This window comes from Bacillus cereus group sp. Bce041 (genome assembly GCF_052646455.1).
The window spans coordinates 129,301-151,640 of sequence record NZ_JBQXON010000006.1 but is presented as its reverse complement, the minus strand read 5'-3'; the positions used below and the strand labels follow the sequence as shown (position 1 = coordinate 151,640).

The window sequence follows — 22,340 nt, the reverse complement described above, 5'->3', positions numbered from 1 at the left end:
ATATTATTTCCTCCTTTTTATTGCTACGAAATTTTGATTTATCTTTATGCCCTCATTATAGTGACCCCTTACACTTTTATCAATACACTCTGATATGCAATATTACATATAAAAAAACAAGCTGAATTCTTTTAAAAAGTTATACAGAGATATTTTTTTCGTTTGGTACATACTTGAAAAGGTGAAGCATTCTTTTGCATTTTATAAGTAATCACATAAAAAAAGCTGCTGCCTATAAAATACAGACAGCAACTTTAACTAGAGTGGCTTGCATAATCTGCGCAAGACATTTTACAACTAATAAACTGCTATTGGCCCATAAGGACCATTAATAATTTCTATTTTTGTTTCAAAAATATCTGTCAAAAGTGTTGAGTCCATAACCTCTTCTACTGTTCCAAAAGCAGCAATTTGTCCATCTTTCATAGCACAAATTTTATCCGAGTATTTAGCTGCAAAATTTATGTCATGCATAACCGTCAAAATTGTTCTTCCAAATTCATTAGCTGCACGTCTTAAATGCTCCATCATTTGAACAGAACGAGCAACATCAAGGTTGTTCAAAGGTTCGTCCAAAAGTACATATTCCGTCTCTTGGCACAATACCATCGCTACATATGCCCTTTGTCTTTGACCACCAGAAAGCTCATCTAAATATCTATTCTCTAAACTAGTTAAATCTAAGAAATCGATATATTTAGAGATGATAGCCTCATCTTCTTTAGTTAATCTTCCCTTTGAATAAGGAAAGCGCCCAAATCCAACTAGTTGTCTCACAGTAAGCCTAGTTACAAAATGATTTTCTTGTCGCAATATAGTCAAAACTTTTGCTAAGTCTTTTGATTTGGATTCAGAAACATCCATATTTGCTACCTGAATTTGGCCTTCATCCATATCTAAAAGTCTGCCAATCATCAAAAGTGTCGTTGACTTTCCAGCACCATTTGGTCCAATTAAAGAAGTAAAGCCTGCTTTTGGTATTTCAATATCCAAAGGTCCTATTTTTACCTTATCAGTATAGAACTTTTTAACATTATCAATTTTTATCATAAAGCCCTCTTCCTTAAAACTATAGTTAAGAATATGATTCCACCAAATAATTCAATAATAACTGAAACTACACCTTGAGCATGGAATACATGATACATTAAAAAGTATGCGCTCGTCATTATTAAAAATCCTATAGCAAAAGCCATCGGAAAAATATATCTATGATCATAAGTTGACGCTGCCTGATAACTCAAAGTTGCCACTAAAAAGCCGTAGAAAGTAAGTGGCCCAATTAGAGCTGTTGAAATGGACATTAAAATAGCTACTAATACAAGCGTATAAATTACACTAGGTTGGTATTTAACTCCAAAAGAAGTAGCAACATCCTTTCCTAGTGACAAAACGTTCAAATTCTTAGAATGAGCAAAAATTAATACTGCTACAATTATGATCATAGGAATTACAATAGGAAAATATGCAGGATCTGCATGATTAACAGAACCAAATAATCTTGCTTGTAAAATATCAAATTCTGAAGGCGCAAGTAGTTTTCTCATGAAAGTTGACACAGAATTTAGCCCGGTACCAATAATAATTCCAACTAAAAGCATAAGTTGTAAATTCCCGTATTTGCCGGAAAGTAACCATCCATAAAGTATCAAACTCATGAAGACCATAACAACAACTTGGAATAAAAATGATCCAATTCCATTAAAATTTATTAACGCACTAGCACCAAAGAAGAATACTGTACTCGTTTGAATTGCTGAATAAAGTGATTCGAAACCTAAAAGCGATGGAGTAATAATTTTATTATTCGTAATAGATTGGAAGGCAACTGTCGACAAGCTATGGCAAACCGCAGCAATAATCATTGCAACAATAGCTACTATCCTTCTCTTAACAACTGGGATAAAAGAAGGTGAATCTATCGGAACTGGATTGTTATAAACTAAAAGGCCATATGAAGAAAGAAGACCTAAAGCAATCAATGTTATCAGTAAAATCCAATAACGTCTTGCTTCCTTCTTAGACCGAAAAGCGCTAGCTGATCTACTTTCATTATGAAGGCTAGAATCGATTTCGACATTTTCTTTTTTTCTATATTCTAATGTGATCATCGTAGCCTCCTTGGTTTTCTTTGTCTCAATAAAATAGTAATAAACACGACTGCTCCCACTGTTGCAAGTATTAAAGAAACAGGTAATTCAAAAGGCTGTATAATTGTTCGAGAAATGATGTCACAGGCAGTTATTGATCCCATTCCGATCACACAAACCCAAGGTAAATTACTCCTAAGATCATCACCTCTAAACATTGAAACGATATTTGGCACAATTAATCCTAAGAAAGGTAAGTGTCCAATAACAGCTGCAACAATTCCAACTGCAACAGAGATAAGAGCAGTCCCAAAAAGAACAATTCTATTGTAATTAACTCCAAGACTTGTTGCGACATCTTCTCCTAGTCCAGCTAAAGTCAATCTATTAGCATACATAAAAATAAGAAAAGTAATGATAACAATCAGCCATAAATATTCATATCTTCCCACCTGAATGTTAGCAAATGAACCGACAAACCAAGTTTCAATACTTTGCGTCTTTTGAAAAAGGAGTCCTAAAAAAGTAGACACTGCAGAAATTACTGCTCCAAGCATCAATCCAATAATCGGAACAATTAAAGACGAACGAAGCTTAACTCTTCTTAAAAATAGAAAGAAAATCATAGTTCCTATAAAAGAAAAAATGATTGCACCAGTCATTCTTTGAACTAAAGTCGGGGCAGGAAATAATAAATACACAAAAAGCAGGCCTAAGCCTGACCATTCAATAGTCCCCGTTGTAGTAGGTTCAACAAAGCGATTCTGTGTAATGAGTTGCATGACGAGCCCTGCCATCGCCATCGCAGCTCCAGTAAGCATTAATGCAGCTGTTCTCGGAACACGAGTTATGAAAAACATCTCTGTCCCGTCCTCTTGTCCACGTATATCATAAACTCCAGTAAACAGTGATATAACCCCTAAAATTATAACAACTATAACTGCTATTATAAAAGGTTTTGTCCATATTTTATTTTGATTATAAAACTGGGGTTGAGAAATATTCTCAACCCTAGAAATCATATTTTTTGACACTGTTTCGTACCCCTTTACACTACTTAGCTAAAGTTTTTGCCATATTTCCAAATAACTCTATATAAGTTTGAATTGATTCATTTGTGTAGGTATCTTCTGGTGCATAAATAACTTGTTTTTTAGAAACAGCAGTTGTGTTTTGAAGAGCAGGTGATTTAGAAATAACATCCTTAGCAGGTGTTGACTTAGCTGCATCAGATGTTGCAGCATCACGATCTAATACGAAAATCCAATCAGGATTTGTTTGTGCAATAGCTTCAACAGAAACGTCATCACCTTTATGACCTGCAGTAGAATTTGAAACTTCTAACGCTGGAGTCCAACCGAAAATTTCATACATTGGTCCCCAAACACGACCAGAATGTGGCGCAGCAAAACCAATATTACCACCAGTAACGATAACACTCATAACTTTATCTTTTCCGTTATAAGCAGATTTTGCTTTTTCAATAGATTTATCAAAATCAGCTACTAATTGTTTAGCTTCTTTATCTTTATTAAAGATTTTTCCTAAAGTAACTGTAGAATCTTTAAGTCCTTTTACTAAGTTTTCGCCAGGCTTAGTAGCTTTCTCAGAAACATCAAAATTAAGATCAATAACTGCTGCATTTGGTACTAATTTTTTGATTTCTTCGTAATGGTCAGCAAATCTTTGACCAACAATTACAAGTTCAGGATTTGCCGCTGCAATAATTTCTAGATTTGGTTCACGGTGATTCCCAATATTTTGAACTTTTTCATCCTTTTTATATGCTGAATCAGCAGGCATAATATCCTTTGGAGCAGCCGCTAATTTAATTCCCCAATCAGATAAAGTTTCAAACGTTCTGTTATCCAAAGCAACTACATTCTTTGGGTTTACAGGGACTTTAACAGTTCCATGAGCATCAGTGATTTCAACCGTTTTTGGCTTATCACTACCATTATCTTTATTATTAGCCTTCGAAGTTTCTTTACTTGAATCTGAGCAAGCTACTAACATTAAAGTGAAAACTGCTAGAATACTCACTAATTTTAAAAGCATAGATTTTTTCATATGTATACTCCTTATAGTGTGATTTATTTCGAAAATGATGACATCCATAGATTGAATTAGAAAGTAACTTTTATTCAATTGAATCGCTATTGATAATCATTTTCATTTGAACATCCTGTTAATTAGTATAGTCATTAATTCTGTGAAAATCTTGTGAATGGTGTGAATTCATAAAATCAGGAAAACAAAGTAATATATGAAGTCGGGCGTGTTGATTAACCTTTATTCTTCAGAGCGTGTCGATTTTTTTCGAGTAGACACTTTCAGTAGATCTGGTCTCAACTCGTCCCCTCCACACTACCCAAAAGATGCTCATTAATAGCTAATGTTTTAATAATCCATTGCCTGATAGAAATATTCTTTTTACAGTTTTCATCTATTAATATTTCTCAGAAACTATTTGATTATCACATTTAACAAAAAAACGAGTAAAACTGAATGAAATAGTTTTACTCGTTTTCTATTACCTTATTTTATCATTCAATCATTGAATAGCCTCTGCCGTGTATCGTTTGAATATATCTCTCTTTCTTCTCGCACTTTAACTTTTTTCTTACATACCCAATATATAAGTCTACTACATTTGGATTTACTACTATATTATATCCCCATACTTGATTCAAAAGCATTTCACGGCTCAATATTGTGTTTTTATTCTTGATTAAAAATACAAGTAAATCGTACTCCCGCTTAGTAAGCGAGAGGTTTTTGCCACCTTTTTTCACAATATTGCTAGATGCATCAACAAAGAGATCTTTAAACTGAAAAAAGTTTATCTCCTTTTGCTGGTTACAATCACTTCTCCTTAAAATTGCTTGAACTCTTGCTACTAATTCTTCTTTCGCAAATGGTTTTCTTATATAATCATCTGCTCCTGCTTGTAACCCTGCTACGCAATCCTTACTAGAAATATTGTCAGTCACAATAATGATCGGTGTCGTTTTAACAAGTCGTATTTGTCTGCAAATTTCTGGTCCAGATATACTTAATGAATCCCAATTCAATATGATAATATCCCAATCTTGTTCATATATTATATTTAAACCTTCGTTTTCATTGTGAAGTTTTAAAATGAAGTAACCTTCTTGCGTTAAACCGCTTACGATTTTCTTTGCTGAAGACCGTTCATTTTTAATCACCAACACCTGCTTCACCGATGGTTCACCTCTACTTCAATATAAATTATTTAGATAAAAAAATTATCCCGAAAAAATAATTTAAGATTTATAAATTTAAAACCCCTAAATAATCCATTAAAACAGTTTATTAGGAGAACTCTATATAATCTTACAATAGGTATGGATAAAAACACAAAACATATGAAGATTCGAATAAAGTGAAAAAATAATAAGAACTCAACAATTGGGCGTTTACTAGCAGCTATATTATCTACCTGCTTATCGTCAATAACCATTTCTTCATTTTCTATTTCAGGGATATCGTCCCATCAACTTCAGCATTCTATAAAACCACAAACAAAAAGAACCATAACCTTGCCAACCTGGCAAAGTTATGGTTCATATCATACAAAATAAAAAAACCACCAAATATGTATTGGTGGAGACGGTGGGAGTCGAACCCACGTCCAAAAATATCGGCACTTAAGCTTCTACGAGTGTAGTCGATATATTAGCATTTCGCGAACTCTTCGGCCTATCGACAGGCTTCCAAGTTGCTAGTCTGGTTGTTCTCTTCCTTTGTCCTCAGACGGCGAACTCCGGCGTAGTCCACTTAGTTTGAGTCCCTTACCCTACCACATGGACGATGGAGGGAGGAACCTTTAGTGCAATTAAGCAGCTAAAGAAAGATTGTTTTGTTTGCCAATTATAGGCTTTGACGTTTTAACGAGGCCGATCCCCTCGACTCGCAACCTAAGCTCGAACTATCCCTGTCGAATCCGTAACGTCCCCATGATAAAAATGGAGCATACGAAGAAAATATCGTGATAGCTACTAAGAGCTGTTTTTCAATGTGCAACAACCTTACATAAATTATTATAACATACGCGCTCCATTTTACAAATGTAAATATCTGTATTACATCTTTTGGCGATCACGGAACGCGCGTGCAATTTCACGTTTAGCTTCTTTCTCTTTTAAATCGTGACGTTTATCGTATTGCTTCTTACCTTTTGCTAAACCAAGTGCCATCTTTGCAAATCCATTTTTCAAATAAATTCTAAGTGGAACTAATGCGTAACCTGTTTCTTTCGCAGCGCCCGCTAGTTTATCAATTTCTTTTTTATGCAGAAGTAATTTTCTCGTACGAAGTGGATCATGGTTGAAACGATTCCCTTGTTCGTACGTATTAATGTGCATATTATGAACCCATACTTCACCATTATGTACACGTGCAAACGCATCTTTCAAGTTTACGCGTCCAGCGCGAATCGACTTAATTTCCGTTCCTTGAAGGACAAGCCCTGCTTCGTATGTTTCTTCGATGAAATAATCATGAAATGCTTTTTTATTCTGTGCAATAACCTTACCTGTACCCTTTGGCATATAACGTCCCTCCTCTATTTTTACTATTGTAACAAATGTTAATAAAAAGCGAAAGTGGCTCGCTCAGAATGTGAGATGGATGGAGCTTCTGACCTTGAGGCGCTCTTTGCCTCTCGGGAAGAAGCGAAGCCGCCGAACATTCTAGCCACTGTAGCTGGATTCCATTAAAAGCGAAAGTGGCTCGCTCTCAAGCCACCAAAAAAAAGAAAAAGCCCCGCTTTTCATCAAAGCGAAGCCATCCTTTTCTTACTTACGCTTTTTCTTTTTCTTCTTGAATCCTGGTACGTTTTCGAAGAATGCTTTTTTCTTCTTACCGTTACCATCTTTTTTTCCCGGCTGGCTAGCAGAAGCGGATGCAGATCCTCTTCCTTTTCCTTTACCACCACGGTCAAATTTTCTACCTGTGCCACGTTCACCGCCGCGCTCATTACTGCGCTCGCTACGTCCACCGCGTTTCTTTCTGCCTGTTCTTGGCTGCTCGATAACGACTGGACGATCTTTGAACTTACGGCGAGGTGTGCCTTTCATGCCAACGATTTCAAAGTCGATTGCACGCTCGTCTTTGTTTACGTTAATAACGCGAATTGTAATTTCGTCACCGATGCGGAATACGTTTCCTGTACGTTCTCCGATCATAGCGAAATGTTGCTCGTCATAACGGTAGTAATCATCCGTTAAATAACTAACGTGTACAAGACCTTCAATTGTATTTGGAAGCTCTACGAATAAACCGAAGTTTGTTACAGAGCTAATCATACCGTCATACTCTTCACCGATCTTATCAACCATATACTCTGCTTTTTTCATCTCATCTGTTTCACGCTCTGCTTCAACAGCACGACGTTCCATATTAGAAGAATGCTCTGCAATCTCAGGTAATTTTTCACGCCATTTTGCTTGCGTTTCATTGTCGACTTTACCATTAATAATGTATTCACGAATTAATCTATGAACAATTGTATCTGGGTAACGACGAATTGGTGATGTGAAATGTGTGTAGAACTCAGTTGATAAACCGAAATGTCCTAAACTATCCGCATCGTAACGAGCTTGCTTCATAGAACGAAGCATAACTGTTGAAATAACTACTTCTTCTGGCTGTCCTTGAACCATTTCAAGAATTTGTTGTAGCGCGCGAGGATGCACTTCATTCGCACGTCCTTTTACTGCATATCCGAAGTTCGTTACAAACTCGAAGAAACGCTCAAGCTTATCTTCTTTCGGATCTTCATGGACACGGTACATGAATGGTACGTTCATCCAGTGGAAGTGCTCTGCTACTGTTTCATTCGCAACAAGCATAAATTCTTCAATTAACTTCTCTGATACAGAACGATCGCGCATGACAACGTCTGTCGGTTTTCCTTCTTCATCCACTAATACTTTCGCTTCTTTAAAGTCAAAGTCAATTGCACCACGGCGCATACGTTTTTCACGTAAAATTTGTGCCAATTGACCCATCTCTTTAAACATCGGTACGAGCGGCTCATAACGCTTAATTAACTCTTCGTCCTCATCTTCTAAAATGCTTCTTACGTCAGCATAAGTCATACGCTCTGTCGTTTTAATCACACTTTGGAAAATCTCGTGTTTAACAACATCACCTAAGTTGTTGATTTCCATTTCACAAGATAATGTCAGACGGTCTACTTTCGGATTTAATGAACAAATACCGTTAGATAGACGGTGTGGAATCATCGGAATTACACGGTCAACAAGATACACACTCGTCGCTCTTTCCGCTGCTTCTACATCAATTGGAGAACCTTCTTGAACGTAATGACTTACATCCGCAATGTGAACGCCAAGCTTGTAGTTACCGTTCTCTAGCTTCGTTACTGTAACAGCGTCATCTAAATCTTTCGCGTCTGCACCGTCAATTGTTACGATCATTTGATCACGTAGGTCACGGCGATCTTTTAAATCTTCTTCTGAAATCGTTTCTGGTACACTGTTTGCATGTTCCATCACTTCTTCAGGGAACGCTAAAGGCAAGTGATGTTTATGAATGACAGATAAAATATCTACTCCTGGATCATTTTTATGACCTAGAATTTGAATAACTTCACCTTCTGCACTTAAACGATTCTCTGGATAGCTCGTAATTTTCACAACTACTTTATGACCTTCTACAGCGCCCATAGATGCACTTTTCAATACGAAAATGTCACTTGTCCAGCGCTTATTGTCAGGTATAACGAACCCAAAGTTTTTCGATTCTGTATATGTACCAACTAGTTCTTTCGTTCCACGCTCTAAAATGCGTACAATTGAACCTTCTTGACGTGAACCGCTTGATTGAGAACTAAGGCGTGCTAATACTGTATCGCCATGAAGTGCACCGTTTAATTCTGTAGGCGGGATGAAAAGATCATCGTCTCCCGTTTTCTTCTCATCTGGTACAACGAATGCAAAACCACGTGCATGTCCAATTAACTTACCTCTTACTAAATTCATCTTTTCAGGAAGACCGTAACGGTTGCTACGAGTACGAATAACGAGTCCCTTTTCTTCCATCGTTACAAGTGCCTTTACGAAATCTTTAAAGCCCTCAGAACCTTCAATCCCAAATGCCTCTTCTAACTCTTGTATCGTTAGCGGTTTATACGCTTCTTCTCTCATAAATAATAACAACTTATCAATATGTTCTTGTATGATTTCTTCCAAGCAAAAATACCTCCTTTAAAACCTTATATTATTTAGTGTATCCGAAAGATAGAGGATGTATAAAGTGAAACTTCAATACTCCCCTTATGATTTTTACAGTTTTCACAAAAAATTCCTTATGAAAAAAAGAGGCAACTAGATCTTACCAATCTAGTTGCTCCAAGAAGTTATATACATCCTCATGTAGCTCGTCACGTTGTTTATCAAGTGTAATGACATGCGTAGAGTCTTCGTACCATTTAATGTCTTTTAACGTAGATTCTACACCGTTATAAATAATGTTAGCACTATCTGTATTAATCATTTCGTCATGACGTGCTTGTACAACAAATGTTGGCGCATAAATCATATCCACATTGTTACGTACGTCAGCAATTAATTGTTGTAATGCTTTTAATGTATTCATCGGTGTCTTTTGGAACTCCAACATTTCTTGTTCAATTTGTTCTGGTGATTTTTGCTCACGTTTTTTATATTCGCGGGCATATGCCAATATACCTTGATACATCGTTTCTTCGCTCTTAATATACATAGGTGCACACATTGGTACTACACCTAAAACCGGTACTGTATAACCCAATTTTAAAGAAAATACGCCGCCAAGTGACAATCCAACAACAGCAATTTTCTCAAAACCTTTATCTTTTAAAAGCTGATATGCCTCCGTTACATCTTGCCACCAATCTGTAGGCCCTGTATGAACAAGCTCTTCTGGTGGTACACCGTGCCCTTTATAAATTGGCGCATGACAAGTATAGCCCTTCTTTTCTAAGAAACGCCCTAACATGCGTACATCAGCTGAGTTCCCTGTGAATCCATGTAGTAATAAAACAGCGCGGTCTCCACCCTCAAATGTAAATGGTTTCGGAGATGCTAATTTCATCATGTATTTCTCCTCTTTCTCTTCTGTAATCTAGTCGTATTCTTTCTATATCTAGTGTACCATATTTGTATTTCTATAATCTAATTAGAAACATCTTTCAAATAGCAAAACAAAAAAAGAAGAACCATTAGTACCATTCACTAACGCTTCTTCTTTCAATTCTATAAATTGAAGTACGTAACACCAATTGTTAATACAAAGAACAATACAGCTAAAACAATTGTAATACGGTTTAATACCGCTTCAATTCCACGTGCCTTTTGCTTACCAAATAATTGCTCCGCACCGCCTGAAATTGCACCTGAAAGGCCTGAGCTATTACTAGATTGCATAAGTACCATAACAATCATTAAAATCGATACAATAATAAGTAAAACTGATAATAACGTATGCACTTGGCGTACCTCCTACAAAGATTCAGTTATTGTAACTGTAGCATAAATTCTATAGAAAAGCGAGAGCTATAGAGGCGCTCTCGCTTTTCTTCTATTACATAAACATCATCGCAAATAACGGTCCAAGTAAACATGTCAAAATTGCTGTTAATGTCATTGTTACCGATCCAATAACACCTTCATGTTCGTTATTTTTCATCGCTCTCATCACGCCCATAATATGAGAAGCACATCCAAATCCGATACCTTTACCAACTGAGTTTGTAACACGGCTCCATTTTAATAAAAGGGGTCCTGTAATCGTTCCAGTAATACCTGCGATAACAACGAAAGCTGCTGTTAAGGAAGGTACACCACCGACTTGCTCTGAAACACTCATCGCAACTGGCATTGTCACCGATTTTGGTAAAGACGATAAGATTAAGCTTTTATCCGTTCCCATAAGTGAAGCAATCGCAAAATCACTAGCGATTGCAACTGTTGTACCTACTAATACCCCGCCAGCAATCGGTACAACATATTTTTGCAGAACATGGCGTTGTTTATAAAGAGGAATTGCAAATGCTACAACACCGGGTCCAAGTAGCTTTGCAATCCAGCCACCACCACTTTCCATATAATGTTGATATGGTATATCAAGCACGATAAATAGGAAAGCCATTAATCCAGTTGCTACAAGCATTGGAATGGTGAATGGTGTTGGAAATAATTTATAGATTTTTTTAGATAATTGATATAATAGCACCGTAAAAAGAACCCAACCGATTCCGATTAATATTTGGCTCATCGCGACTCTCTTTCCTTCCTATTCGCAAGATATTGTCCTGTATGTCCTGCGACAATAATAATTAAAAATGTACTCGCTACAACTGTAATGAAAAGAGAAATTCCTTTACTCATAAAAAAAGCACCGTAATTCATTAGGCCAAGCGTTGGCGGAATTAATAAAAACGGCATAATAGCAACGAGTGTTTCTGCTCCTAAATCGAACCATTTCACTGGCAGAACTTTTAGGCTAAGTAAAACAAGTAAGAGGAACATTCCAATCAAACTTCCTGGAATCGGAATATTTAACATTTCTTGCACCCAAGTTCCAACCATATAAAACACGTAAAGAGCAGCAATTTGGACAAGAATCTTTGTAAATTTCATGTTCATCATCCCTCATGTTTATACGATCTTCTGTTAATATCTTTATCATAGTATAAATTGTAAAAAGCTGCAATTTATCAACTTGACAGCAAAAACAGCCTATGTTATACGCTTACAACCTTGATATGACTGCATTTCCAAATGAAAATTACGTCAAAAACCTTGACCTAATATAAAAAGTTTTTATTTTCTGAATTTAAAAGACTATTATTTCAATAAAATAATCTTTTTATTCTTAAACTTACATATATATAAAGTGAAACTTTAATCAATGAGATTTCCCTCATCCTTATTGATTATTAGCCCTCACCAAGCCGGTTTGTACGGGATAAACAAGATAGGTGGTGAACATATGCCCAAAAAAGTTCTCATTTTTTGTGATCCTGGGATTGATGATACGATGGCTCTCCTCTTAGCATTCTTTATCGATGAAATAGAAATCGTCGGTATCGTTGCTGATTACGGCAATGTTTCAAAAAAAATGGCCGTAGAAAACGCTCATTTTTTTAATAACGAAACAAAGAATAGAAATATCAAGATATTCGGTGGTTCAGAACGTCCCCTTACTGGTGCCCCACCTGCGTTTTTTACGGATGTACATGGGAAACAGGGGCTCGGTCCAATTATTCCAAAGGTGAATGTGACTAACGGAGAAATGGAGAATTTTTTTGAAGTCATTCCTCTTATTGAACAGTATAAAGATGAATTAATCATTGTAAGTTTAGGAAGACTTACCTCCCTAGCAATTTTATTCATCGTATGTAAACAGTTAATGAAGCAAGTTAAATCTTACTACGTAATGGGCGGTGCCTTTTTACATCCTGGTAATGTTACCCCTATTTCCGAAGCAAACTTTTATGGCGATCCTACTGCCGCTAATATAGTCCTTCAATCCACAGCTAGCATGTACATATACCCATTAAACGTCACTCAATACTCCATCATTACACCAGAAATGGCAGAATACATTGAGGCAAAAGGAAAAGCTCCACTTGTCAAACCGTTATTTGATCATTATTACTACGGATATTATAAAGACGCCCTACCACATTTAAAGGGGAGCCCCTTCCATGACACAATACCAATACTCGCTTTACTTGATAACTCTATGTTTACCTATCACAAATCACCTATCGTTGTCATGACAGAATCTTATGCACAGGGGGCAAGCATTGGAGAATTTCGCTCTTTAGGAGAATCTAAACCATTTATTGATTGGCCGAGTCATCAAATAGCAATTGATTTTGATTATAACCGCTTCTTCAAACATTTCATGTCACTTATGACGGGTGAACAATTTTAGCATAAAAAAACAGACCGTGATTTCTCACGGTCTGTCGTTTATTTTCTACAATTATCGTTTGATGTTATAGAAAGATTTTACGCCATCGTAAACAGCTACTTCGCCTAGCTCGTCTTCGATACGTAATAATTGGTTGTACTTAGCAATACGGTCAGTACGGCTCATAGAACCAGTTTTGATTTGGCCAGCGTTAGTTGCTACTGCGATGTCAGCGATTGTAGCATCTTCAGTTTCACCAGAACGGTGAGATACAACTGCTGTGTAACCAGCACGTTTAGCCATTTCGATAGCTTCGAAAGTCTCAGTTAAAGTACCGATTTGGTTAACTTTAATTAAGATTGAGTTAGAGATACCTTTTTCGATACCTTCAGCAAGTTTTTGAGTGTTAGTTACGAATAAATCGTCACCAACTAATTGTACTTTATCACCGATACGCTCAGTTAATAATTTGTGACCATCCCAGTCGTTTTCGTCTAAACCATCTTCGATAGAGATGATTGGGAAGTCTTTGCAAAGCTCTTCATAGAAATCAACCATTTCTGCAGAAGTTAAGCCAGTACGGCCTTCGCCTGCAAGGTCATATTTACCAGTTTCTTTGTTATAGAACTCAGAAGAAGCAACGTCCATTCCTAAGAATACGTTCTCGCCAGCTTTGTAACCAGCTTTTTCGATAGCTTCGATGATTACTTCTAGAGCTTCACGGTTAGAACCAAGGTTTGGAGCGAATCCACCTTCGTCACCTACTGCAGTGTTAAGACCTTTGTCATGTAATACAGCTTTAAGTGCATGGAATACTTCAGCACCCATACGGATTGATTCTTTGAATGTTGGAGCACCAACTGGTAAGATCATGAACTCTTGGAAGTCAACGTTGTTATCAGCGTGAGAACCACCGTTAATGATGTTCATCATTGGAGTTGGTAATTGTTTTGCATTGAATCCACCAAGGTAACGGTATAATGGAAGACCTACGAAGTCAGCTGCTGCGTGAGCTACTGCCATAGATACACCAAGGATAGCGTTAGCGCCTAGTTTACCTTTGTTTGGAGTGCCATCTAATTCGATCATAGCACGGTCAATACCAGCTTGGTCAGTTACATCGAAACCAGCGATTTCTGGAGCGATAATTTCGTTAACGTTGTTTACTGCGTTAACAACACCTTTACCAAGGTAACGAGATTTGTCACCGTCACGTAATTCTACTGCTTCGTGCTCACCAGTAGATGCACCACTTGGTACGATAGCGCGTCCGAAAGCGCCGCTTTCTGTGTAAACTTCTACTTCTACAGTTGGGTTACCACGAGAGTCAAGGACTTCGCGAGCATAAACATCAATAATTGTTGACATAATAAATTCTCTCCTTTTTATATAAGCAAATTATTTAATAATTGTTTTACCTGTCATTTCTTTCGGTTGCTCAACACCAAGAAGTGTAAGCATTGTTGGAGCGATATCACCTAAGATACCATCTTCACGTAATTCTACGTCGTTCTTAGTAACGATGAAAGGAACCGGGTTAGTTGTATGAGCTGTCATTGGCTCTCCTTCAGAAGTTAATTCTTCATCCGCATTACCATGGTCAGCAGTAATAAGTGCTACACCATCTTTTGCAAGAATCGCTTCTACAACTTTTCCTAAACATTCGTCAGTTGCTTCTACTGCTTTAATTGTTGGTTCCATCATCCCAGAATGGCCAACCATATCACAGTTCGCAAAGTTAAGAATGATAACATCATGTTTATCATTTTCGATTTCATTTACTAAAGCGTCCGTTACTTCGTAAATGCTCATTTCAGGTTTCAAGTCATACGTTGCAACCTTTGGTGAGTTAATTAAGATACGCTCTTCTCCTGGGAATTCAGCCTCACGACCACCGCTAAAGAAGAATGTAACGTGCGGATACTTTTCAGTTTCCGCGATGCGAAGTTGCTTTAATCCCGCTTGCGCAACAACTTCACCTAAAGTGTTATCAAGGTTCATTGGCTTGAATGCCACGTAACCATCTACAGTTTCACTGAAGTGTGTCATACATACGAATTCTGGAATGTGAGGTACTTTTTCACCACGATCGAACTCACGGAAGTCTTCGTTTGTAAATACACGAGCAATTTGAATTGCACGGTCTGGACGGAAGTTATAGAAGATAACTGCATCATCATCATTGATTGTTGCAACTGGCGTGTTATCTTCGTTAACAATTACAGACGGCAATACGAATTCATCATAGATACCGTTCGCATAAGAGTCTTCTACACACTCTTCTGCTGATTTATAAGTAGGGCCTTCACCATTCACCATAGCACGGTAACATTTTTCTACGCGATCCCAACGCTTGTCACGGTCCATGGAGTAATAACGACCAGAGATAGTCGCGAATTGTCCTACTCCTGTTTCTTTAATTACTTCATTTGTTGCATCGATATAGCTTTGTGCTGTTTTTGGTCCAACATCGCGGCCATCTAAGAATGCATGAATGTATACTTTCTCAACGCCTTCTTTAGCTGCTAAGCGAAGAAGAGCAAACATGTGATTCATGTGACTGTGCACACCACCGTCAGAAAGTAAACCGAATAAATGAAGTGCAGTACCTTTTTCTTTTACGCTTTTAATTGCACTTTGGAACGTTTCGTTCTTATCGAACTCACCTTCACGAATTGCAACATTAACGCGTGTTAAGCTTTGATATACAATGCGGCCAGCACCGATATTTAAGTGACCAACCTCAGAGTTACCCATTTGACCTTCTGGAAGACCTACTGCCTCGCCACAAGCTGTAAGCGTTGTGTGAGGGAATTTGTTCCAGTAACCATCAAAATTAGGTTTCTTAGCTTGTGCTACAGCATTCCCGTAAGTTTCTTCACGAAGTCCGAAACCGTCAAGAATGATTAAAGCTGTTGGCTTTCTCATTTTACCGCCCCCAGAAGACCTAAGAACGAAGCTGGCTCTAAGCTAGCACCGCCAACTAAAGCGCCGTCGATGTCAGATTGTGCCATATACTCTTTAATGTTTTCTGGTTTTACGCTACCGCCGTATTGGATACGAACAGCTTCTGCAGCTTCTGGAGAAACAGCTTCTGCAACAACTTTACGGATGTGCGCACATACTTCGTTTGCATCTGCAGAAGAAGAAGATTTACCTGTACCGATAGCCCAGATTGGCTCATAAGCGATAACAGTTGCTTTAACTTGCTCTTCTGTTAAACCTGCAAGTGCTTTTGTCACTTGACCTGCTACTAGATCAAATGTTTTTCCGCTTTCGCGCTCTTCTAAAGTCTCACCACAACATACGATTGGTGTTAAACCATGTTCAAATGCTGCGATAGTCTTTTTGTTTACTGACTCATCTGTTTCAGCAAACATTTCACGACGCTCAGAGTGGCCAAGTACTACATAGCCAACTTTTAAGTCGCTAAGTGCTACTGGGCTAATTTCGCCAGTGAATGCACCATTTTTTTCGAAGTGCATGTTTTGTGCACCTACTTGTAAGTCAGTTCCTTCAGTTGCTGCTACAAGGCGCTCTAAGAATAGAGCTGGAGAGCAAACTACTGCATCAACAGCTGAAGCTGCTGGGATTTGACCTTTAACTTCCTCTACGAAGCTAACTGCTTCTGATAGAGTTTTATTCATTTTCCAGTTACCTGCGATAATTGGTTTACGCATGCTTTGCACCGTCCTTTTTCTTTGGCTGCTACTTATTTGTCGTTAAGACAAACTACACCTGGAAGCTCTTTACCTTCCATGAATTCTAATGACGCACCGCCGCCAGTAGAAATGTGGCTCATTTTATCAGCCATACCGAATTTTTCAACAGCTGCTGCAGAGTCACCACCGCCGATAACAGAGTATGTATCTTCTGCATCTGCTAATGCTTGTCCTACTGCTTTTGTACCTTCTGCGAATGGAGTCATTTCGAATACACCCATTGGTCCATTCCATACAACAAGCTTAGAATTTTTAATTACATCTGCATAAATTTCACGTGTTTTAGGACCGATGTCCACGCCTTCCCAGTTAGAAGGGATAGAGTCGATACCAACGATTTTAGTTGTTGCAGTTTCAGAGAATTCCTCAGTGATTACAACATCAACTGGCATGTAGAAGTTTACGCCTTTTTCTTTTGCAAGTTGCATAAATTCTTTAGCTAGTTCGATCTTGTCGTCTTCACATAGAGATAGACCAATTTCATGACCTAAAGCTTTAACGAATGTGTAAGCAAGTCCACCACCGATGATTAAGTTATCTACTTTGTCTAATAGATGACGAATTACACCGATTTTATCTTTTACTTTCGCACCACCGATAATAGCTGTAAATGGACGTTCTGGGTTAGAAAGTGCTTTACCAAGTACATCTAACTCTTTTTCCATTAATAGACCAGATACTGCTGGTAGGTAGTCTGCGATACCTGCTGTAGAAGCGTGAGCACGGTGAGCTGCACCGAATGCATCGTTTACGAAGATGTCAGCAAGTGCTGCAAATTCTTTCGCAAGTTCTGCATCGTTCTTTTCTTCGCCCGCATAGAAACGTACGTTTTCAAGAACTAATACGTCGCCTTCGTTCATTGCTGCAACCATTTCTTGTGCAACTGGTCCGAATGCTTCGTCCGCTTTTTTAACGTCTTTACCAAGAAGCTCGCCTAAACGTGCTGCTACTGGAGTTAAACGCATTTCTTCTACTACTTGACCTTTTGGACGGCCTAAGTGACTTGCTAAAATAACTTTCGCACCTTGCTCTACTAAATATTGAATTGTAGGAAGAGCTGCACGGATACGAGTTTCATCTGTAATTTTGCCTTCTTTCATAGGTACGTTGAAATCAACGCGGCAAAATACACGCTTACCTTTTAAATCTACGTCACGAATTGATTTTTTGTTCATTGGATTTCCCTCCGACTACTAGTTAGGATTGACAAAACCCACTCAAAAGCTTAACACATTTGCTTTTAAAACGAAAGAAGAGAGAGAGGGAACAAACCCTCTCCCTCGTTTTGTCATTGATAACTTATATAATTAAGAATTAAAGACCTTTTGAAGTCATGTAAGCTGCTAGGTCTACTACGCGGTTAGAGTAACCAGTTTCGTTATCGTACCAAGAAAGTACTTTAACCATGTTACCTTCCATTACCATTGTAGATAATGCATCGATTGTAGAAGAAGCTGTACATCCGTTATAGTCGATAGATACTAATGGCTCTTCGCTGTATCCAAGGATACCTTTTAATTCGCCTTCAGCTGCTGCTTTGAATGCTGCATTTACTTCTTCAACTGTTACTTCTTTGTCAAGTTCAACAACTAGGTCAACTAGAGAAACGTTAGCAGTTGGAACACGTACAGCGCCACCGTTTAATTTACCTTTAAGTTCTGGTAATACTAATGCTACAGCTTTAGCTGCACCAGTAGATGTTGGGATCATGTTTTCAGCTGCTGCACGAGCACGACGTAAATCTTTGTGTGGTAAGTCTAAGATTTGTTGGTCGTTAGTGTAAGAGTGAATTGTTGTCATCATTCCGCGTTTTACGCCGAATTTTTCGTTTAATACTTTAGCGAATGGAGCTAGACAGTTTGTAGTACAAGAAGCGTTAGATACTACGTTGTGGTTAGCTGCATCGTATTGTTCGTGGTTAACACCCATAACTACAGTGATATCTTCGTCAGAAGCTGGAGCTGAGATGATAACTTTCTTAACTGATCCACCTAAGTGTTTCTCAGCGTCTGATTTTTTAGTGAAACGGCCAGTAGATTCTACTACTACTTCTACTCCGTAGTCGCTCCATGGTAATTGAGCTGGGTCACGCTCAGCGATAACTTTAATTTCTTTACCGTTAACAACGATGCTGTTTTCGTTAGCAGATACTTCTGCATTTAAAGTTCCGTGAACTGTGTCATATTTTAAAAGGTGAGCTAATGTTTTAGCATCTGTTAAGTCGTTGATTGCTACTACTTCTACCTCAGAGTTGTTAAGAGCTGCGCGGAATACGTTACGTCCGATACGTCCAAATCCATTAATACCAATTTTAGTCATTTGAATTTCCTCCTTGGGGGATTATATTAAAGGGTAAAACCCTTTGTTAACTGTTTTGCTGCACCTTCATCTGTAATTAGAATTGAAGTGTGCCCTTGTTTAATTACAGCCTGTATTGCTTTTGCCTTTGAAGAACCTCCAGCGACTGCAACAACGTGAGATACATTTTGTAAATCCTCTAGTTGCATACCAACTGTTCTCACTTTATGAACAACATTTCCTTCTTCATTAAAGTAGTAACCGAAAGCTTCGCCAACTGCTTCGCTTGCCTGAATCTTTAACCAATCTGCTTCTGAAGTACTTCTGCGACGTGCCATTGTTAACGCATCACCTATTCCATGAATGACGATATTGGAAGATCGAATCAACTCAAGAACTTCTTTCACGGAAGGCTCTGTCACAATAGACGCATATGCTTCGCTACTAACATGGTCTGGAACATACAATAAGCGATAATTACTCATCGTATTTTGTGCCATCTTGGCACAAATGGTATTGGCTTCTAATTCGACGCCTTCTCCAATTCCACCACGTGCTGGGACAAATAGCATATGTAAATCTTTGCAATCAAGTTGCATCATGTCCGCAGCAGCAGCTAGCGTAGTTCCTCCAGCCACAGCAACGATATTATTCGCTGTCAGACGGTCTTTTATACAAGTCACACAAGCACGGCCCATCTCCAGTTTGACCCAAGGTGATTCATCACTATCACCAGGGACAACGAAAACTTCATCCAAGTCTAATGTTTCCTTAAGTTGCTTTTCTAAAACCTTTAACCCGGAAATTTCTTTCATAAAGTCTTCCAAAGCAAGAACTAAAGCTGTTCCTTCTTCTGTCAAAGTCATTCCAGAAGAAGCGACGTGAACTAAGTTTTGTTCTTTCAAAACTTGAACTTCACTTCGCAATACTCGTTCTGTCATACCGAGACTTGCTGATAAGTTTCTTCTTCCAATCGGCTGCATGAGCCTAATGTATTGAAGAATTTGCATTCTCGTTTGCATAACAGGTAGCAGATCAGGTAATAATTTTTTTGTGTTCTGAATCCATGAGCGCATATCTTTTCTCCTCACTACATCGGTTCATTTTTCCTTCGTGGTCACTTTACGTCCCGTAGTGACATTTTGTGTCCCACATAGGTTAAAAAAATAATCCCTGCTACGTGTATTATTGTAACAGGAGATAGAAACTTATTCAACTCTTAACTGCATTCTTTATATAGTTTATTATGACACCTTTGTGAATGTTACCATATTCTACTTGTTTTCCGTCCATTTCTACAACCGGAATCATTAAGTGATATTTTTCTAAAAGGTCATTATCTTCATATATATCTATTTCCTCGATTTGAAAAGAATATTCACATTGTACTTCCTTTAAAACTTGTTTCGCCTTCACGCAAAGGCCACAATCTTTTTTAGTATACAGTACAACTTTCATCTTCTTCACCTATCCGATCGTTTTTCGTAATGACGAAGCTGGGATATGCATTTGTTCTCTATACTTCGCCACTGTTCTTCGAGAAATAACAATTTCATGCTCTTCTTCTAATAATTTTGAAATCTTTTGATCTGAAAGTGGCTTTTTCTTATCCTCTGCCCCAATTAGCGTTTGAATAAATTGTTTTACACGTTTTGTAGAAACTGCTTCATCTTCAGTCGTCGAAACGGCATTGCTAAAGAACGATTTCATCTCAAATAAACCGTGTGGTGTTTGAACATATTTATTTCGCGTCGCACGACTAATTGTCGATTCATGCACACTTAACTCTTCCGCTACCTCTTTTAAAGCGAGAGGTCTTAAATACTCTGGACCTTTCCAGAAGAAATCACGTTGTTTTTCCATAATAATAGTCATTACTTGCAGCAATGTCTGTTTTCTCTGCTTCAAACTACGCATAATCCACTGCACATGCTGATACTTTTCTGATACGTAAGATGCTACTTCACTTTCACTATTATTAAGAAGCGCACTATATTCAGAATGAATTTCAATTCTCGGCATATTTCTCTCATTCATTTGTAAAATGAGGCGATCGCCATCTTTTTTCACCGCCATATCAGGTACAATGTAAAGTGGTTTATCTGAAGAAAACGCAAGACCAGGTTTTGGTTGTAATGACGTTATACAATTTACCGCACTCTGCAATTCCTCATTACTACACTTCAACACTTGAACGAGCTTTCGCCAATCTTTCTTCACGAAATAAGCGAAATGATCTTCTACAACCTCTTCTGCTAATCCATTCCGTCTTTGTAAGCGCTTCAATTGCAAAGTTAAACATTCCTGAATATTACGCGCCCCTACCCCTGCTGGTTCCAGTGATTGGACAAGCTCTACAGAGCGGTCGACTACATGAATGGGCGCAGAAAGGAGCTCTGCTAACTCTTCATTCGTTTCTTGTAAATATCCATTTCCATCCATGTTCATAATAATGAAAGAAGCTACTTTTCGCTCTTCTTCATCTATTTTATAATACTGTATTTGATTTAATAAATGTTGCTGAATCGTTGTAGAATCCACACTGTAGATCTCCATCTGATTCTCGACTTGTTTGCTGGTACTTTTACTGTTGTTAGAGCTCTTTTTCTTCTCCCTCTCAAAACCACCTAACTCAATAAGGGGATTCTCTAACGATTGCTCATACAAAAACTCCGATAATTCTTGTACATTATACTGGAGCATTGTAATCGCTTGCCTTAACTCTTGTGTCATTGCCAAACGTAAGCTTTGTTCTTGTAAAAGACTTGCCTTCAAACTAATCTCCCCCTTGTTTCTATTGTACAATAAGTTTGGTAAAAGGAGAATCCTCACGCAGACACCCATTCCAAAATATTATTAATTTATATGTATTAATGAGATTTACAACTTACAACCTAAATTTGAATAATATTGAAAGAAAATAATAAACTCAATCATTTGTTACCACATACTAATAGTAACCCTTAATTTTATATATAACAACATTAAATTTATCTCTGTTCAATTCCAAAATAAAAAGAGCAGTTTAGGTATAGTGACACTTCACTATGCCTAACTACTCTTTTACGATACTTAATTAAGAAAGAAACCTCTTATTTAAAGCTAAGGAACTTTGATTCCTAATTACATAGGAATCATAGAGATAATCGTTCGATTCACTAGACGCTCCTTGAATCCCTCTCATCTCTTCCACAGACAACTCAACTATTTTTTTCACGCTTCTCTCGTTATTACTATCCATCATTTTTTGTTTTCTTTTCGAAAAAAATCCCATAAT

General features: G+C 37.8%; 21 protein-coding genes and 1 other RNA gene. 1 reads left to right on the top strand and 21 read right to left on the bottom strand.

Annotated elements, in window-relative coordinates; genetic code table 11:
- Window positions 1-297: 297 nt before the first annotated feature.
- From ACUN13_RS20030 to ACUN13_RS19975, 12 genes are all read right to left on the bottom strand, one after another.
- Entirely contained in the window at window positions 298-1,050 is a 753-nt protein-coding gene (locus tag ACUN13_RS20030) for an iron ABC transporter ATP-binding protein (protein WP_063548995.1), read from the bottom strand.
- Window positions 1,047-2,111 carry an iron chelate uptake ABC transporter family permease subunit gene (locus tag ACUN13_RS20025; protein WP_000631245.1) on the bottom strand — a complete coding sequence of 355 codons (1,065 nt, stop codon included), beginning with the start codon at window positions 2,109-2,111 and terminating at the stop codon, window positions 1,047-1,049. Before ACUN13_RS20025 ends, ACUN13_RS20030 begins: the two co-directional genes overlap by 4 nt.
- Window positions 2,108-3,124 (bottom strand): ABC transporter permease, encoded by a 1,017-nt coding sequence (locus tag ACUN13_RS20020; RefSeq protein ID WP_025118104.1) that lies wholly within the window; start codon window positions 3,122-3,124, stop codon window positions 2,108-2,110. The genes ACUN13_RS20025 and ACUN13_RS20020 overlap by 4 nt, the downstream gene beginning before the upstream one ends.
- Before the next feature lie 19 nt (window positions 3,125-3,143).
- Complete coding sequence (locus tag ACUN13_RS20015) at window positions 3,144-4,160, bottom strand: siderophore ABC transporter substrate-binding protein (RefSeq protein ID WP_000749449.1); 1,017 nt, start codon at window positions 4,158-4,160, stop codon at window positions 3,144-3,146.
- A 476-nt stretch (window positions 4,161-4,636) separates the two neighbouring features.
- Window positions 4,637-5,314: a response regulator transcription factor gene (locus ACUN13_RS20010; RefSeq protein ID WP_445423930.1), complete on the bottom strand. Its 678-nt coding sequence runs from the start codon at window positions 5,312-5,314 to the stop codon at window positions 4,637-4,639.
- A 401-nt stretch (window positions 5,315-5,715) separates the two neighbouring features.
- Window positions 5,716-6,070: a transfer-messenger RNA gene (gene ssrA, locus ACUN13_RS20005) on the bottom strand.
- 126 nt (window positions 6,071-6,196) lie between these two features.
- Window positions 6,197-6,664 (bottom strand): SsrA-binding protein, encoded by a 468-nt coding sequence (gene smpB, locus ACUN13_RS20000; protein WP_001123919.1) that lies wholly within the window; start codon window positions 6,662-6,664, stop codon window positions 6,197-6,199.
- Window positions 6,665-6,910: 246 nt separating this feature from the next.
- Entirely contained in the window at window positions 6,911-9,331 is a 2,421-nt protein-coding gene (rnr, locus tag ACUN13_RS19995) for a ribonuclease R (protein ID WP_000391100.1), read from the bottom strand.
- Window positions 9,332-9,473: 142 nt separating this feature from the next.
- Window positions 9,474-10,214 carry a carboxylesterase gene (gene estA, locus ACUN13_RS19990; RefSeq protein ID WP_000761986.1) on the bottom strand — a complete coding sequence of 247 codons (741 nt, stop codon included), beginning with the start codon at window positions 10,212-10,214 and terminating at the stop codon, window positions 9,474-9,476.
- A gap of 161 nt (window positions 10,215-10,375) precedes the next feature.
- A complete protein-coding gene (gene secG, locus ACUN13_RS19985; protein ID WP_000557264.1) occupies window positions 10,376-10,609 on the bottom strand; it encodes a preprotein translocase subunit SecG in 234 nt (77 codons plus the stop codon).
- A gap of 94 nt (window positions 10,610-10,703) precedes the next feature.
- On the bottom strand, window positions 10,704-11,396 hold the full coding sequence (locus ACUN13_RS19980; protein WP_000078304.1) for an LrgB family protein: 693 nt from the start codon (window positions 11,394-11,396) through the stop codon (window positions 10,704-10,706).
- Entirely contained in the window at window positions 11,393-11,761 is a 369-nt protein-coding gene (locus ACUN13_RS19975) for a CidA/LrgA family holin-like protein (RefSeq protein WP_000673222.1), read from the bottom strand. Before ACUN13_RS19975 ends, ACUN13_RS19980 begins: the two co-directional genes overlap by 4 nt.
- 352 nt (window positions 11,762-12,113) lie before the next feature.
- Here ACUN13_RS19975 and ACUN13_RS19970 point away from each other — a divergent pair, with 352 nt between their 5' ends.
- Complete coding sequence (locus ACUN13_RS19970) at window positions 12,114-13,064, top strand: nucleoside hydrolase (protein WP_134207553.1); 951 nt, start codon at window positions 12,114-12,116, stop codon at window positions 13,062-13,064.
- Between the two features lie 51 nt (window positions 13,065-13,115).
- Here the strand turns inward: ACUN13_RS19970 and eno are convergent, their stop codons facing one another.
- The 9 genes from eno to ACUN13_RS19925 all read right to left on the bottom strand — a co-directional run bounded on the left by eno (window position 13,116) and on the right by ACUN13_RS19925 (window position 22,337).
- Complete coding sequence (gene eno, locus ACUN13_RS19965) at window positions 13,116-14,411, bottom strand: phosphopyruvate hydratase (protein ID WP_000103955.1); 1,296 nt, start codon at window positions 14,409-14,411, stop codon at window positions 13,116-13,118.
- Between the two features lie 30 nt (window positions 14,412-14,441).
- Window positions 14,442-15,971: a 2,3-bisphosphoglycerate-independent phosphoglycerate mutase gene (gpmI, locus tag ACUN13_RS19960; RefSeq protein WP_001231152.1), complete on the bottom strand. Its 1,530-nt coding sequence runs from the start codon at window positions 15,969-15,971 to the stop codon at window positions 14,442-14,444.
- Window positions 15,968-16,723, bottom strand: coding sequence for a triose-phosphate isomerase (gene tpiA / locus ACUN13_RS19955; protein WP_001231038.1), 756 nt, complete (start codon window positions 16,721-16,723; stop codon window positions 15,968-15,970). The genes gpmI and tpiA overlap by 4 nt, the downstream gene beginning before the upstream one ends.
- Before the next feature lie 32 nt (window positions 16,724-16,755).
- Window positions 16,756-17,940, bottom strand: a complete 1,185-nt coding sequence (locus ACUN13_RS19950; protein ID WP_001036350.1) for a phosphoglycerate kinase — start codon at window positions 17,938-17,940, stop codon at window positions 16,756-16,758.
- A 139-nt stretch (window positions 17,941-18,079) separates the two neighbouring features.
- Complete coding sequence (gene gap, locus ACUN13_RS19945) at window positions 18,080-19,084, bottom strand: type I glyceraldehyde-3-phosphate dehydrogenase (RefSeq protein WP_000161236.1); 1,005 nt, start codon at window positions 19,082-19,084, stop codon at window positions 18,080-18,082.
- Window positions 19,085-19,110: 26 nt separating this feature from the next.
- Complete coding sequence (cggR, locus tag ACUN13_RS19940) at window positions 19,111-20,139, bottom strand: gapA transcriptional regulator CggR (protein WP_001258185.1); 1,029 nt, start codon at window positions 20,137-20,139, stop codon at window positions 19,111-19,113.
- A 136-nt stretch (window positions 20,140-20,275) separates the two neighbouring features.
- Entirely contained in the window at window positions 20,276-20,521 is a 246-nt protein-coding gene (locus ACUN13_RS19935; protein WP_000869726.1) for a glutaredoxin family protein, read from the bottom strand.
- A gap of 9 nt (window positions 20,522-20,530) precedes the next feature.
- Window positions 20,531-21,838: an RNA polymerase factor sigma-54 gene (rpoN, locus tag ACUN13_RS19930; protein WP_000647957.1), complete on the bottom strand. Its 1,308-nt coding sequence runs from the start codon at window positions 21,836-21,838 to the stop codon at window positions 20,531-20,533.
- Between the two features lie 301 nt (window positions 21,839-22,139).
- Complete coding sequence (locus ACUN13_RS19925; RefSeq protein ID WP_000505575.1) at window positions 22,140-22,337, bottom strand: hypothetical protein; 198 nt, start codon at window positions 22,335-22,337, stop codon at window positions 22,140-22,142.
- Between the last annotated feature and the right edge of the window lie 3 nt (window positions 22,338-22,340).